Genomic DNA, 13687 nt, shown 5'->3' with positions numbered 1-13687 from the left:
ATGTTCATTGTAAATCAAAACGAGATTTCTGTGCATGAATTGGAGAGACATAAGCAAGGGTTCGAAAGCATGGATCATTTTCGGCAGCCAGAAGGAAAGAGGTATGCAGTCTGCTTGGCTGACCCACTTGACGTGATTAGTCTTGTTCAATATTTACGTGAGCATAATGGCTCGGTGTTGTTAATTCATGGGGAAACCCCGATGGAAACAGCCTATCAAATGGCAGTGAAGGCAAGATGTTATGGGCTTGTCTATCAAGAGACGAAGCACTTCATGTCCATCACGGATAAACAACAGAGCGAAAAACCATCGCTCTACCAATATAGCTCAGGTACGACGGGAGACGCGAAGCTAATCGGAAGAAGCTGGGAAGATATCCAAACAGAAATTCATGCTTACAACCAGTTATTCCAAGGTGAGGAGGCGTTAACCCCGATCGTGCTGGCATCTGTGACACATTCGTATGGATTGATATGTGGAGTATTGGCAGCCCTGGAACGGGGAAGTAAGCCTTCGATTGTGACGCACAAAAATCCGAAGTTTGCTTTGCAAGTGATTCAAGATACTCCCCAGCATATTGTTTATGGTCTGCCAGTCTTTTATCACATCTTATCCAGCTTTACGCGAGAGCAGGTACGCTTTCACCGGTTAATGACATCAGGAGCCCCCATGCCAGAAGGCTTGTTTCTAAAGCTGCAAGGCATGAGCGACATCTTGATGCAACAATATGGTTGCTCTGAGGCGGGGTGCGTCAGTATGAGCAAACAGATGCGGTCGCATACAGATCTGGGGGTTCCCCTTTCCCATGTAACCATGACAACAGGCGAAAAGGAAGACCAACCTGATGAAATTAAGATTTGGAATGGACAGAACGAAATAGCGACGCAGGATTTAGGTTTTTGGACAGGAGAAGGACACATTCAATTTGTATCAAGGATGGATGATGTAATAAACGTCTCTGGCTTAAAGGTATTTCCTTTAGAGGTCGAGGATGTCATTTTGAAAATGAATGGGACAAAAGAAGTGGTCGTGTATCGTGGACGTCATCCAGTCATGGGAGAGATTGTGAAGGCGCAAGTTATTACTGAGGGAGGAACGACTCCTGAACAAATCAGGGAATGGTGCCAAGATCGTTTACCAGGCTATAAAGTCCCATTTGACATCCAATGTGTGACGAGCATTCCTAAGACAGCCACCGGAAAAATCAGCCGTCGATTAGTAGAAATGGAGACGATCAGCAAATGACACGAACAGAAAGAATCGAGCAAATTCATACGATCATGACCGAAAAATTAAAATTATCGCATATCGTCAAGCTAGAGGAGTCCATGCGATTGAATGAGGATCTACATATTGATTCGATCATGCTATTGCAACTGATTGTGTATATCGAGGAAGATTTGAAATTGGTCGTACCTGCTCATGAGTTGGATCCACGAATCTTCCAAACGGTCGGATCACTGCTTACTTTTGTTGAACAGCTGGAACCGCAGCATGTATCGAATTAGCGTCTATACAAACATCGAGTGGGGGATACAGAATGGTTAAGGTTCATTGCATTATTTCATGCCTATGCGAAGTGATAAAGCGCCGCACAAAAATTGATTATCGTCCCTATTATTTTGGCATATGGGATGCCGAGTACTCCATTACGGATCAAGGTGTGGTCACCTATTACATTGATAACCATGAGGAGATCATCAAGGGATATGAGCGACTTTTCCGAGCGCAAGTAACGGAATGGTATGATCATTCCCGAGATAAAGCCTCCAATTTGGACATGTTCTTAGAGTTAATTGATAAGCGTACCGAGGATCAGTTTGTCCTTGTTCAGATAGACATGTCGCTGGTTCCAGAACGAGATAATAAATTTGCATTGAAGCCATTCCCGCATTTTTTGATGATTTCAAAGACGGAGAATGAAGATGAGTGGTTTATGTTTGACCCGGATTTTCGTTGGGAGGGCAATGTGAGGAAGGAGACGGTGATCAAAGCCTTCTTGGAAAATCCGTTTGGTGGCGGCTTTATGGTGGATGCGAGTGAAATTAAGGAACCAACCTATGAAATGATCCATGACTATTTCTACGACACACTCAAGCGTGATCATAACCCATTTACCCTTGAGTTGAAGCAATTGATTACAGACATGGCAGAAGGGCGCAATGGATACAACTTGGACATGTTGCTTGCGGCAGTGACTCAGGTAAAAGTGATTGCGATCCGTAAATACAGCTACGAGTATGCATTTCTCTATCTGCAAGATTACCTGCAATACCATCGTGATGAGTTTTTGCGTATCGCCTATAAAGTGGAGGACATCTACCAAGGGTTTACAACAGCTCAGTACTTGTCTGTCAAGATGGCGATGACCAAGAATCTGGCGTTGTTGCCTCCGATTATCGAGGCGTTAGAAGAGATTGATCTGATTGAACTAGAAGTGAAAAAAGAGCTGGAACGTCAGTTTGTACTGTGGACCCAAATGGATAAAAGTCTCGTCACTGTAGATGAAAAAGGGTGGAGGTAAAGATCAAATGAAACTCTCATTGTGCACAATTACTTTTCGCCACCAGTTGATTTCGTTTGAACAGATTGTTCGGTTTGCTCATCGTCATCATTTTGATGGAATAGAGTTATGGGGAACCCACGCTCAACATCTGTACGATCATGATCGATTAGAGATGGAGGAGCAGGTAAGGTCGGTCAGGGATCAGGGCATGAGTATCTCCATGCTTAGCGATTATCTGGATATTGCTACTTCATCTGGATTTCAGCGTACGCTGGAAAAAGCAAAAAGACTCATTTCACTGGCAAATTGGCTACATGTGAAGCAAATCAGGACGTTTGCCGGACAGAAGGCAAGTCAAGAAGTTGGGCCAGAAGAGCGTGCACGCTATGTGCATCATTTGCAAATCTTATGTAAGCTGTGTCAAGAGCACGGGATTCAGCTTTTGGTCGAAACACATCCGAACACGCTTACAGATTCGCTGAGTTCTACACTTGCTTTGTTGCGGGAAGTCAATCATCCTGCACTAAAAGTGAATCTTGATTTTCTTCATGTCTGGGAATCCGGTGCTGATCCGATCGATGCGTACGAGCAATTGAAACCGTGGGTAGCTCATTATCATTTGAAAAATATTTCTTCATCGAATCATCTGCCGGTATTCGCTCCGCATAATGTATATGCCCCTAACGGCGATCGTGAGGGAATGGTACTGCTCGGTGAAGGTGTTGTAGACTATGGGCCAATTTTAGAAAAGATTGCGGATACGGATTATTTTGCATCTATTGAATGGTTTGGTCAGAGTCCGCAGCGTGTATTAGTGGAAGAGATAGAGTGGTTGCGAAAGGCAATGATGGTTAGTGCGTAAGTGAAAAAAGGTCGGAGGCGCAGGGGTGCTTCCGATTTTTTTTATGTAAAAGGAAACCAAGTGCTCCCAGCGAGCGTCTATGTATTGATTACTTATTCGGGAGGACCCTTGATGAAAAAACACCTATTGCTCTCATGTTTGCTGATTTCCTTGCTGGGCATCCTTGTTCCTGGACAAATCAATGCTTCTGCTCCTGCAAAGGCAGACCCTCGCAAACCAGAGCCGGTCGTCATCTATAAAGTCACAGTAGATGGAAAAGTGACAAAAACAGTGACGAACATGCCCTTGATTCACCGGGCGAACATGTCGCCATCGGGGCGGTTTGTATACGGGGAGCGAATCGGATACGGAAAGGCAGACCGAACCATACCGTACTTGTACGATATGCAAACAAAAAAGATGACGCAGCTATCCGGCTATGGCAAATGGTCGCCAAAGCAAGACGTACTCTACGTTCGTGAAAATGGCGGTATCGTAAAGCTCAGTCTGCCAGACGGCAAAAAAACGGTACTCGTCCCGGCAGCAGCTCAGTATCCTGTCCTTGATTTTTCCGTTTCACCGGATGAACAGTACATGGCGTTCACCCGTATGGACATGCTCTCTTCCAATTCCAAAGTAAGCGGCCACTTGTACTTGCAGCACCTGCCAACATTCAAAATGAAAAAGAATGACCAATATGAGTGGAAGGAAGACCTATACGCACCACAAGAGAAGTTTTATTGGATGCCAAATTCCAAAAAGCTGTTTTACCGGACGAAAACAGCCTTCAAAGAGCTTGATTTGCCAACAGGGTTAAAATATGAACACAAAATGACCGACTTTCCTTCTTATTCGAATGATATGAAGTACCGGTATATGCGAACGGAAAAAGAAGAATACATGCTGGATCTGCCAGCGGGGAAAAAATTGATTTTGAAGTCGTCCTTTTATCCTGATAACGATTTGAAACAGATTTTCTGGTCACCGGGAGGGAATCAGTTTGCAGCAGAAGTATATGTACATCCATCAAATTCACAAGACTCGTACGGGGCCATCCGCTTTTGCAAGCAGGTGAAAAATTGCAACGATCCATTCAGTGATCCGAAGAAAGGCTTACCAAACCCGTATTTGAGCTCTGCTGATAACTATCGCATCATTGGCTGGGCAAAGGATGGGAAATCGTACTACGTAGCCGATCTTGCTTCTACTCACTATACTGCTTTCGCGCTTGATAAGCTCGATATTTACAACGAAATCTATGAGCAGCGCTAACCAACAAATCCGGCTAATCTTCAGGTTCGCTTTCGCAGGGGGAGAATCCAATGCAGTAGCGGGGGAAAGAGGAATCGCTGCCTTTCAGGAAGTTTTGGATCACCATCAAGGCAAAAAAGTCGCGATGGACCTCCATGGAAACATCATGACGATCATTATGAATCACTACGATCCATCATACGATTTCTCCTTTTGGAAAAAGACCTCGATGCCCGATATTATCATCTAAGCTTTGAGGAAGATCGATTAATCCAGGTAGAACGTCTGTGGAATGATAATGACAGGCGCTAAAAAAAACCGTCTCCCGTATGATACGAGAGGCGGCTGTTCTCTTTCTATTATTCGTGACCTTCGAGATCAGTAATAAGCGTCCATAAAGACATACCTTTGGAAGCCTTGAACAAAAAGGCATGCTTTTCATCCCGTAACGGCAGCAGAGCAGCCAATGCCTCTGCTTTGGTCGAGAAATGCAGCTTTTTCCCCGAATAAGCATCATGGAGATGACGTGAATCCTCACCGATTGTCACGAGCAGCTCGAAGCGCTCAGCGATGTCTTGAAGCGAGGCTCCGACGCCTGCGTGCATAGCCGCACTTTCTGGACCGAGCTCATACATGTCACCTAACACGACGACTCTCGCGCGCTCAGGGTACAGCTCAGCAAAGGTCCGTACGGCGGCCTCCATGGAGACGGGGCTGGCATTGTACGCATCACTGATGTACACAGTACCATGCTTCCCGTTCATTTGCTCAAACCGCATGGCGGAGAGCTGAACGGTGGACAAGGCGTGAACAATTTGCTCCGTATCCATTCCGAGTCTCTTGGCAATCGCGACAGCAGGCAGTGCATTCAGGACACTGTGGCGGCCATGCAACGGCAGGAATACCTCGAAATGCTCCCCGGAGGCTAAGCATACTTTGAAACGAGTCCCGCTTTCAACCGTTTCGATTTGCTCCGCCCAAATATCCGCCTTTTCATTAACAGAGTAGTACATGATTTCACCCGGATACAGATGGGCTATCATCCGTAGATACTCCGAATCCTTGTTGAGCAGCACGAGACCGTCCAGAGCGGTATGAGGAAGCAGCTCCGCCTTTGCGAGAGCAATTTTTTCACGCGTGCCAAAATACTCAATATGAGACTCTCCGATAAATGTAATCACGCTAATATCTGGCTGAACCAGCGATGCGAGCAGATCGATTTCACCGGCGTGGTTCATCCCGAGCTCCAGTACAGCAGCTTGATGTTTTTCTTCCATCTGCAATAATGACAAAGGTACACCGATGTGGTTGTTAAAGTTTTTATACGTCTTGTATACGGGCGAACGGCTGGCAAGTACGTGTGCCACGATGTCCTTTACGGTTGTTTTCCCGATACTTCCTGTAATGGCGATGCGAGGGAACGAAAAGCTTTTCCGATAAGCGGCAGCCAGCTTTTGAAAGCCACGCAGTGTATCGTTGACGAGAATTAATCCAAAATCGTTTGGCAAGTTCCCAGGAATCTTATCCTGATTCGAAACGAGAGCAGCTACAGCTCCGTGTTCAGCGGCTTGTAACAAAAAATCATGTCCATCCCGTGCGCCGCCTGTCAGCGCTACAAACAAAGATCCCGCAGTCAGCTCGCGGGTATCAAAGTGAACGGATGACAAGGCAAGCCCTGGGGAACCAGCGAGCAAAATCCCTTCTGCGTTGATTGCTGCCTGATCCAGTGCAATTGGTTTCATCTGCACGAACTCCTTTGATCCGTAGTAACCTCGAAGTCATGCTACCATGCGTTAGGTAGCGCCGCAAGACAAAAGTGAGGGAATGTGATACGATCAATTCTTGCATACATAACGATCCACATACAAAAAAAGAAAGGAGTCTCCCATGGAAAAAAGTATTTTTACCAAAATCATGGACGGTGAAATTCCTGCTCGTATCGAGTATGAGGACGAGCACGTCATTGTCATCCACGATATTGCACCAAAAGCACGCGTTCACTTGTTGATTATCCCGCGTAAGCCGATTCCCACGCTCATGGATGTAAGCGCCGAGGATCTGACGCTGATCGGGCATATCCACCATGTAGCGCAACTCTTGGCGAAAAAGCTGGAGCTGCCAGGTTTTCGCCTGATTAACAACTGCGGCAAAGAGGGTGGACAAGAGGTTTTCCACATCCATTATCACCTGTTGTCCGGTTTTTACGAATAAAATTGAAGTAAAGGTTGACCTTCTTTAGTCAATTATCCTATAATGAAGTGTGACAGTCTGTTCGTACGTTCGACTCAGGCGTCCCACGGTTTTAGCGGAGGGAGGGAAGACAAATGGCAGAAATTCGAGTCAAGAAAAACGAGTCTTTGGATAGCGCACTTCGCCGCTTCAAGCGTGAAAGCGCAAAATCCGGGGTGATGGCGGAACTGCGTAAACGTCGCCACTTTGAGAAGCCTAGCATTAAGCGCAAGAAGAAATCCGAAGCAGCTCGCAAACGCAAGTTTTAATTGACGGAGGGCTCATCATGAGTGTAATGGAGCGACTCGATCAAGATATGAAGCAAGCAATGAAGGACAGAGCTGCTCTAAAACTCTCTGTTATTCGCATGGTGAAAGCCGCATTAAAGAACGAAGAGATTAACAAGGGCAGACTTTTGTCTGAAGACGAAGTGCTGACCATCTTGACTCGTGAGTTAAAACAACGCCGTGAATCCCTCCACGAATTTGAGAAGGCAGGCCGCGTGGAACTTGCCTCGAAAACGCGCGAAGAGATCGACGTGCTCTCCGCTTACTTACCCGCTCAGCTTAGCGAAGACGAAATTCGTGATATCGTTCGGGAAGGTATCGCAGCTACAAATGCCTCCTCCAAAAAGGAGATGGGCAAAGTGATGGGTGCGATCATGCCGAAAGTGAAAGGCAGAGCAGACGGAAACCTCGTGCAAAAGATTGTATCTGAGGAACTACCATCGTAGACGAGAGTAACACCTCATATAGATACGAACAGAAAAACTCAACCTGTAAAGGTTGGGTTTTTCTTTTTTTCCAAATGTAAAATAAATATGAAACGATTGCCAACCTTTTTCGTATACCTTATTGCACACACGTTGAAGCTGATAGAAGGAAAGGAGGTACATGCAATGAGTGCAACAAGGCTAGTAAAAAGCCGCGTGCGATTGCTTTTTTCACTTCTTTGCCTGATTATGGGAATGACCATGCTTCTTGCTCCCGTGTCCACAACAGCCAAGACCTATCAAAAAGCTGTCTGGATTCCAGTAGATAGCACCATCGAGCGAGGGCTGGAGAGCTTTTTACACAGAGCATTTGCTGACGCACAGAAGCAGCAGGCAGACCTTGTTATCTTGCATATCAATACGCCAGGTGGAGAAGTTAACGCTGCCGACCAGATTGGGCAGTTGATCCGTCAGGCTCCCATGCATGTGATAGCCTACATTGATAACCAGGCTTTTTCAGCGGGAACTTACATCGCCCTGAATGCAAATGAAATTATTATGACTCCAGGTAGTAGCATGGGGGCAGCCGCACCGATTGACATGGCAGGGAATGCGGCAGACATTAAGTTCATTTCCGGTTGGAGCAATAAAATGAAGGCGGCAGCTGAGCTGAACAATCGCAATCCTGACGTTGCTCGCGCGATGGTGGAAATCGATACAGAATTCCCGGGATTAAAGCCAAAAGGCACGGTGCTTTCTCTTGATGCCCAACAAGCGAAGCAGTTGGGTTATGCAGATGATGTGGTGTCCAATAAGGAAGAACTGCTCAAAAAGCTCGGCATTCAGCCAGATTCCCTCCAGGCGATTGAGCCAACCGGTGGAGAACTGGTAGCAAGATGGGTAACGAGTCCCATTGTGATGAGCCTTTTGCTCATTATTGGTTTGGGAGGAATTGTAGTAGAACTGTTTGCCCCTGGCTTTGGTGTTGCGGGGACGATTTCGCTCTTCGCGTTTAGTCTGTATTTCTTCGGGCATTATGTAGCGGGATTTGCCAACTGGTTGCACATAGGATTGTTTGTCATCGGAATCTTACTGATGCTTCTGGAAATTTTTCTTCCGGGCGGCATTGTCGGTGCGATTGGCTTCCTGAGCATTGTGACTGGTCTCGTGATGGCAGCCTACGACACGAAGCAAGGGCTGGCATCCCTGGGTGTGGCTGCTTTGATCACGGCAATTGTTACGTTCCTGTTAGTGAAGAAATACGGGGTCAAAGGTCTATTCAGCAAGTTTGTCTTGGGTGAGACGCAAAGCAATGAAGAAGGTTACGTAGCTCCGCGCGATCAGCGTGAGCTGGAAGGAAAATCAGGCATCGCCCTGACACCATTGCGCCCGGCAGGGGTCGTCAAGGTGGAAGGAAAACGTGTGGATGCTGTATCGGTTGGTGGTTTCATTGAAGCAGGTACCGCCATCACCGTTGTGCAAGTAGAAGGCACGCGTATCGTCGTTGCCGAACTAGAACAAAAGGAGTGAGCTCTACATGTTTGAAAGTGGTTTGATTCCCCTTATTTTTATGGTGGCAGTAGCCATCGTTGTACTTTCAGTTTTCTTCTCATTCGTACCAGTCATGCTCTGGATTTCTGCACTGGCTTCCGGTGTGAATATCGGGATTATTACCCTCGTCGCAATGCGCTTGCGTCGTGTTATACCATCCCGTATCGTGAATCCGTTGATTAAAGCGCGTAAAGCGGGCTTGCAGCTGGATACAAATCAATTGGAGAGCCATTATCTCGCAGGCGGTAACGTAGACCGTGTAGTAGATGCGCTCGTAGCAGCACAACGCGCAGATATTCCACTTGGCTTCGAACGCGCTGCAGCCATTGATTTGGCTGGTCGTGATGTTTTGGAAGCGGTACAGATGAGTGTTAACCCAAAAGTGATTGAAACACCTGTGGTAGCAGCCATGGCAAAGGACGGTATCGAGCTGCGCACTCGTGCCAAAGTAACGGTTCGTGCCAACATCGATCGATTGGTCGGTGGTGCTGGTGAAGAAACAATTATCGCCCGTGTAGGTGAGGGGATCGTATCGACTATTGGTTCGTCAAAAGGACATAAGGATGTATTGGAAAATCCGGATCTGATCTCCAAGACGGTATTGAACAAAGGTCTGGATGCCGGAACCGCTTTTGAAATTCTCTCGATTGATATTGCGGACGTAGATGTAGGGAAGAACATCGGGGCACAATTGCAAACCGACCAAGCAGAAGCAGATAAACGTATTGCCCAAGCGAAAGCGGAAGAGCGTCGTGCCATGGCGGTAGCCCAAGAGCAGGAAATGATCGCGCGCGTACAAGAAATGAAGGCAAAAGTAGTAGAAGCCGAAGCGCAAGTACCACTCGCTTTGTCCGAAGCATTGAAAAGCGGTAAAATGGGCGTAATGGATTATTACAACATGCAAAACATTGCTGCTGATACACAAATGCGTCAATCTTTCGGGCATGCAGGTGACAAACAAGATCCTGCTACGCCAGACGAGAAAGAATAAGGGCGATTGCCATGGAAGATCTTATGGATCTCGTCGTAGATTTACTGGATTTAGTCGAGTGGATCATCCCGCTCATCGGCAAGTTCTGGTTTGTCATCCTTGGTTACTTAGGATATAAAGCTCTTGGAAAAGCCGGAAAGAAGAAGATGTCTCAAGGCAAGAAGATGCCTCCGCTTACCCCGGCTACAACGTCGGATATCCCGAAGGAAACAGAGGATTATGGCAGGGAGACGGTGCGAGCATCCTCCAAATACGAGCCACTTCAGCAAGAATCGATGGAAGGGATTGGAGTCGAGCAGGAATGGGCATTTTCCAGTCCAGCTCGTGCTTCAACGGGTCCGACCATCACAGTGAAGCAATCGGAATCAATGAAGGTTGCTGATTTAGACCGAGCGAAAACACTCACATCAAAACACGGCAATCCCCGTGATGGCATGAAATGGGCGCTCGTTTTTGGAGAGCCGCGCTCAAAGGCCCCGTACGCTAAGCAGGTTCGGCAAAGAAAGATTTTATAAATAGTAGCTAGTCAAACAGGTGAACTTCGGTTCGCCTGTTTTTCATTGATTGATACGCAATGTTTTCATGTCGAAATATATCGAATAACTTGTCTTGTTTCTCATATCCTTGTTGACTATCCTGAATGTAAAGAAAATTCCTCCAAATAGAAGAAGGGACAGAGGTCAAGCGATGAATCAACAAATTTTTGAGCAAATGGGGCGGTTTCGTCAAAAAGTGATTCGGCTTGCCATCTTCGAAAACAAATCAGTATATGAAACAGCGATCGCATGCGGTTGTTCAGCTGAGAAAGTAAAGCGAGTCATGAAAAAATGGAAGGCGCTTACAAAAGAAAGCAAATAATCAATAGGTTTTGTGGAATGTATTTCAAAGTATGAGTCCTCATCTGCTTGCTAAATCGCGAGCGATGAGGGCTCTTTTTTTGTGACTGTTTTTGATGAATGCCACTTTATGCTCGCGCATACGCATAGATAAGAATGGTTTTGCACCTGCAAACAGATGAGATCGTCATATTCGCCAATATATAGAACGAGAAGGGGGGCTAATCCATGAAGCGTTGGAGCCGCCGTCTGCGCCAGCTGGCCGGAGGGGTGTTGGATCTGCCGCAAGATGTAGTCCTGGAAGTCCCGCGCATCACGATGATCGGTCATTTGCAAATGTATATAGAGAATCATCGAGGAGTCTTGCATTTTAGCGAAAAAGAGCTTCGTCTGTTGTTGACGAACGGTCAAATGATTGTTTCAGGTGAACAGCTTGTCATCCGAGCGATTTTGCCTGAGGAGGTTCTGTTAGAAGGCAGAATCGGTGGTGTGAAATTTTTGGAGACAGGACCACAGAGCTCGTAATCTTGGTATAGGTAGGGGGCGGCACGTATGCGGTATGGAATCAAGGAGTGGGTGGATGGACATGTAACCATTACCGTTCGGGGAAAACGGTTTGAGCGGATGCTGAATATGGCCGTACGGGATGGAATTCGAATCTGGAATATTCGCAGGGTAGGAGAAGAGGTGACTCGCTGCGATATTTTGATTCGGGATTATTTTCGTTTACGTCCGCTTTTAAAAGAGACAGGCTGTCGCAGTCACGTGGAGGCAAGAGACGGGCTGCCTTTCTGGCTGCTGCGTGTACGTAGACGATCTGGATTGGCAATTGGGGCTGCCCTTTTTTTCATTGGATTGTACATGCTCTCCTCCTTTGTCTGGAGTGTTGAAGTAAGCGGGACGAAAATGGTTGATCCGCGACGAGTGATTCAAGCTGCCGAACAAGTGGGGATTAAAGAAGGGGCATGGAAGGTCAAACTAAAAGAACCGTTGGTATTGCAAAAAGAGCTGTTGAGTCTGCTGCCTGAAGCGTCCTGGGTTGGAATTGAGATTCAAGGAACCAAGGTCATGCTTCAAGTGGTTGAAAAAGAGGCTCCCGTAAAGCCGCTTGCAACAGGTCCTCGTCATCTTGTAGCGAAAAAGAGGGCTGTCGTCCATAAAATTCTCCCAGAGGTTGGTCGCAGTCAGGTTGTGAGCAATCAATTGGTAGAAAAAGGCCAAGTTCTCATTTCCGGGATCATTGGCAATGATACCCGACAACAAGCCGTATCAGCGCGAGGCAAGGTGCAAGGGGAAGTGTGGTATATGAGCAACACATCTGTCCCGCTAAAACAAACGATGCACCGTTTGACGGGAGAAAAGCTGCAGCATCAATACCTGCTCGTAGGACCCTATGCGGTATACGTGTGGCCATTTGAAAAACAGTCCTTTGCACAAGCCGAAATGGCAGAACAACGGTATTTGCCCTCGTATGCGGGATATACTTCACCACTTGGCTGGAAGACAGTAACGTACGCGCAAACAGAACCCGTTCAAACAGAAATGAGCGTGGAGGAAGCGACGGAACTGGCTAAAAAATTCGCCAGGGAGGATATCTTGAAAAAAGCTGGAAAAGATGCGTTCATTCAGGACGAAAAAGTTTTGCACGTCACAACAGAGAATGGTAAAGTTTACGTAAGCATTCATTTTTCCGTCATTGAAGATATTGCCATTGAACAGCCTCTCGTTGGGCAGTGAGGGATGGCAAGCAAATGACGCATTGCTGATTACCGTTGCAAGGAGATGGAAGCCTGTTGCACGTACAAGATGAGGTAAGAATCCCGTTTTCAGACGCATCTGAGGCCTTGCTGTTGTTCGGACCACATGACGCGTACCTAACACTGATCGAGCAAAGAAGTTCCGCCAAAATTATGACCCGAGAAGGCGAACTGGTTATTAGCGGGGATAAGCCGGAAGTGGACAAACTGACAGCGTTGATTGAAACTCTGCTACAGTTGATTCGCAGAGGGATTGCCCTGTCCGAGCGAGACATCTCTTATGCGATGTCGTTGATTGAACGGGGAGAAGGTGCCCAACTGCTCGATGTGTATGATGAAGAAGTCGCTCGTACCCAACGTGGCAAAGTAATCAGGGCAAAGACTTTGGGCCAGCGTCACTACTTGTCTGCGATCAAGAAGCATGACATTGTGTTTGGAATTGGACCAGCTGGTACCGGAAAAACGTATTTGGCTGTTGTCACAGCAGTAAATGCGTTGAAAAATGGGCGTGTCAAACGGATCGTTCTTACCAGACCGGCCGTAGAAGCGGGGGAGAGCCTTGGATTTTTGCCAGGAGATTTGCAGGAAAAAGTAGACCCTTACCTGCGTCCGCTCTATGATGCCTTGTACGACATGCTGGGCAACGAACAAGTCGCCAAAATGATGGAACGCGGACTCATAGAGGTTGCACCTTTGGCGTACATGCGTGGTCGTACGCTCGAAGATTCCTTCGTTATTTTGGATGAAGCCCAGAACACGACTCCCGAGCAAATGAAAATGTTTTTGACTAGGCTTGGCTTTGGTTCCAAAATGGTCATTACGGGTGATGTAACCCAGGTGGATTTGCCAAAAGGCAAGAAATCCGGATTGCGAGAAGCACAGCGCATCTTAAGTCCGATTTCAGATGTAGCCTTTATTCATTTCCAAGAGGGAGACGTCGTTCGCCACAGTCTGGTACAAAAAATCATTGCTGCATATGCCAAGGAAGAAGTAGAACACGGCTATTAATAAAT

The 13687-nt window shown here is 46.8% G+C and carries 17 protein-coding genes; 16 read left to right on the top strand and 1 reads right to left on the bottom strand.

The features are described 5' to 3' along the window. The 6 genes from M3630_RS04345 to M3630_RS04320 all read left to right on the top strand — a co-directional run bounded on the left by M3630_RS04345 (position 1) and on the right by M3630_RS04320 (position 4848). On the top strand, positions 1 to 1245 hold the full coding sequence (locus M3630_RS04345) for an AMP-binding protein (protein WP_251251347.1): 1245 nt from the start codon (positions 1 to 3) through the stop codon (positions 1243 to 1245). Further along, positions 1242 to 1508: a petrobactin biosynthesis protein AsbD gene (gene asbD / locus M3630_RS04340; protein WP_173611467.1), complete on the top strand. Its 267-nt coding sequence runs from the start codon at positions 1242 to 1244 to the stop codon at positions 1506 to 1508. The genes M3630_RS04345 and asbD overlap by 4 nt, the downstream gene beginning before the upstream one ends. A gap of 32 nt (positions 1509 to 1540) precedes the next feature. Next, positions 1541 to 2524 (top strand): DUF6005 family protein, encoded by a 984-nt coding sequence (locus M3630_RS04335; protein ID WP_251251346.1) that lies wholly within the window; start codon positions 1541 to 1543, stop codon positions 2522 to 2524. A 7-nt stretch (positions 2525 to 2531) separates the two neighbouring features. Beyond that, positions 2532 to 3368 carry a sugar phosphate isomerase/epimerase family protein gene (locus M3630_RS04330; RefSeq protein ID WP_173611465.1) on the top strand — a complete coding sequence of 279 codons (837 nt, stop codon included), beginning with the start codon at positions 2532 to 2534 and terminating at the stop codon, positions 3366 to 3368. Between the two features lie 111 nt (positions 3369 to 3479). After that, on the top strand, positions 3480 to 4619 hold the full coding sequence (locus tag M3630_RS04325; protein ID WP_251251345.1) for a TolB-like translocation protein: 1140 nt from the start codon (positions 3480 to 3482) through the stop codon (positions 4617 to 4619). Then, on the top strand, positions 4606 to 4848 hold the full coding sequence (locus M3630_RS04320) for a histidine phosphatase family protein (protein WP_251251344.1): 243 nt from the start codon (positions 4606 to 4608) through the stop codon (positions 4846 to 4848). The genes M3630_RS04325 and M3630_RS04320 overlap by 14 nt, the downstream gene beginning before the upstream one ends. Positions 4849 to 4957: 109 nt before the next feature. Here M3630_RS04320 and M3630_RS04315 read toward each other — a convergent pair whose 3' ends face one another. After that, positions 4958 to 6340, bottom strand: a complete 1383-nt coding sequence (locus M3630_RS04315; protein ID WP_251251343.1) for a UDP-N-acetylmuramoyl-tripeptide--D-alanyl-D-alanine ligase — start codon at positions 6338 to 6340, stop codon at positions 4958 to 4960. Positions 6341 to 6485: 145 nt separating this feature from the next. Between M3630_RS04315 and M3630_RS04310 the strand changes: the two genes are divergently transcribed. The 10 genes from M3630_RS04310 (at position 6486) to M3630_RS04265 (ending at position 13682) form a co-directional block, all read left to right on the top strand. Continuing rightward, positions 6486 to 6809, top strand: coding sequence for a histidine triad nucleotide-binding protein (locus tag M3630_RS04310; protein ID WP_221868963.1), 324 nt, complete (start codon positions 6486 to 6488; stop codon positions 6807 to 6809). A 113-nt stretch (positions 6810 to 6922) separates the two neighbouring features. Beyond that, positions 6923 to 7096, top strand: coding sequence for a 30S ribosomal protein S21 (rpsU, locus tag M3630_RS04305; RefSeq protein ID WP_007727630.1), 174 nt, complete (start codon positions 6923 to 6925; stop codon positions 7094 to 7096). A gap of 17 nt (positions 7097 to 7113) precedes the next feature. Next, entirely contained in the window at positions 7114 to 7560 is a 447-nt protein-coding gene (locus M3630_RS04300; protein ID WP_007727628.1) for a GatB/YqeY domain-containing protein, read from the top strand. A gap of 165 nt (positions 7561 to 7725) precedes the next feature. Continuing rightward, positions 7726 to 9069 carry an NfeD family protein gene (locus tag M3630_RS04295; RefSeq protein ID WP_251251342.1) on the top strand — a complete coding sequence of 448 codons (1344 nt, stop codon included), beginning with the start codon at positions 7726 to 7728 and terminating at the stop codon, positions 9067 to 9069. Positions 9070 to 9076: 7 nt separating this feature from the next. Further along, positions 9077 to 10081: a flotillin-like protein FloA gene (gene floA / locus M3630_RS04290; RefSeq protein ID WP_173611460.1), complete on the top strand. Its 1005-nt coding sequence runs from the start codon at positions 9077 to 9079 to the stop codon at positions 10079 to 10081. Between the two features lie 11 nt (positions 10082 to 10092). Then, the gene (locus M3630_RS04285; RefSeq protein ID WP_251251341.1) at positions 10093 to 10596 is read left to right on the top strand and encodes a hypothetical protein; all 504 of its coding nucleotides are present in this window, start codon (positions 10093 to 10095) and stop codon (positions 10594 to 10596) included. Positions 10597 to 10768: 172 nt separating this feature from the next. Next, positions 10769 to 10939 carry a sigma-70 family RNA polymerase sigma factor gene (locus M3630_RS04280; protein ID WP_173611458.1) on the top strand — a complete coding sequence of 57 codons (171 nt, stop codon included), beginning with the start codon at positions 10769 to 10771 and terminating at the stop codon, positions 10937 to 10939. A gap of 206 nt (positions 10940 to 11145) precedes the next feature. Beyond that, positions 11146 to 11442, top strand: coding sequence for a sporulation protein YqfC (gene yqfC / locus M3630_RS04275; RefSeq protein ID WP_007727617.1), 297 nt, complete (start codon positions 11146 to 11148; stop codon positions 11440 to 11442). 27 nt (positions 11443 to 11469) lie between these two features. Continuing rightward, entirely contained in the window at positions 11470 to 12654 is a 1185-nt protein-coding gene (yqfD, locus tag M3630_RS04270; protein WP_221868966.1) for a sporulation protein YqfD, read from the top strand. Positions 12655 to 12710: 56 nt separating this feature from the next. Further along, positions 12711 to 13682: a PhoH family protein gene (locus M3630_RS04265; protein WP_173611456.1), complete on the top strand. Its 972-nt coding sequence runs from the start codon at positions 12711 to 12713 to the stop codon at positions 13680 to 13682. The last annotated feature ends 5 nt before the right edge of the window (positions 13683 to 13687 follow it).

It is taken from the genome of Brevibacillus sp. MER 51, from assembly GCF_023714195.1.
Lineage (GTDB): Bacteria > Bacillota > Bacilli > Brevibacillales > Brevibacillaceae > Brevibacillus.
The sequence above is the reverse complement of the archived record's forward strand: the minus strand, read 5'-3'. Positions and strand labels throughout refer to the sequence as shown.

Coding starts and splice junctions, on each gene's coding strand:
- M3630_RS04315 (WP_251251343.1), bottom strand. CDS start 6,340: ATGAAACCAATTGCACTGGATCAGGCAGCAATCAACGCAGAAGGGATT.
- asbD (WP_173611467.1), top strand. CDS start 1,242: ATGACACGAACAGAAAGAATCGAGCAAATTCATACGATCATGACCGAA.
- M3630_RS04285 (WP_251251341.1), top strand. CDS start 10,093: ATGGAAGATCTTATGGATCTCGTCGTAGATTTACTGGATTTAGTCGAG.
- yqfC (WP_007727617.1), top strand. CDS start 11,146: ATGAAGCGTTGGAGCCGCCGTCTGCGCCAGCTGGCCGGAGGGGTGTTG.
- M3630_RS04295 (WP_251251342.1), top strand. CDS start 7,726: ATGAGTGCAACAAGGCTAGTAAAAAGCCGCGTGCGATTGCTTTTTTCA.
- M3630_RS04310 (WP_221868963.1), top strand. CDS start 6,486: ATGGAAAAAAGTATTTTTACCAAAATCATGGACGGTGAAATTCCTGCT.
- M3630_RS04300 (WP_007727628.1), top strand. CDS start 7,114: ATGAGTGTAATGGAGCGACTCGATCAAGATATGAAGCAAGCAATGAAG.
- M3630_RS04280 (WP_173611458.1), top strand. CDS start 10,769: ATGAATCAACAAATTTTTGAGCAAATGGGGCGGTTTCGTCAAAAAGTG.
- rpsU (WP_007727630.1), top strand. CDS start 6,923: ATGGCAGAAATTCGAGTCAAGAAAAACGAGTCTTTGGATAGCGCACTT.
- M3630_RS04320 (WP_251251344.1), top strand. CDS start 4,606: ATGAGCAGCGCTAACCAACAAATCCGGCTAATCTTCAGGTTCGCTTTC.
- floA (WP_173611460.1), top strand. CDS start 9,077: ATGTTTGAAAGTGGTTTGATTCCCCTTATTTTTATGGTGGCAGTAGCC.
- yqfD (WP_221868966.1), top strand. CDS start 11,470: ATGCGGTATGGAATCAAGGAGTGGGTGGATGGACATGTAACCATTACC.
- M3630_RS04325 (WP_251251345.1), top strand. CDS start 3,480: ATGAAAAAACACCTATTGCTCTCATGTTTGCTGATTTCCTTGCTGGGC.
- M3630_RS04330 (WP_173611465.1), top strand. CDS start 2,532: ATGAAACTCTCATTGTGCACAATTACTTTTCGCCACCAGTTGATTTCG.
- M3630_RS04335 (WP_251251346.1), top strand. CDS start 1,541: ATGGTTAAGGTTCATTGCATTATTTCATGCCTATGCGAAGTGATAAAG.
- M3630_RS04345 (WP_251251347.1), top strand. CDS start 1: ATGTTCATTGTAAATCAAAACGAGATTTCTGTGCATGAATTGGAGAGA.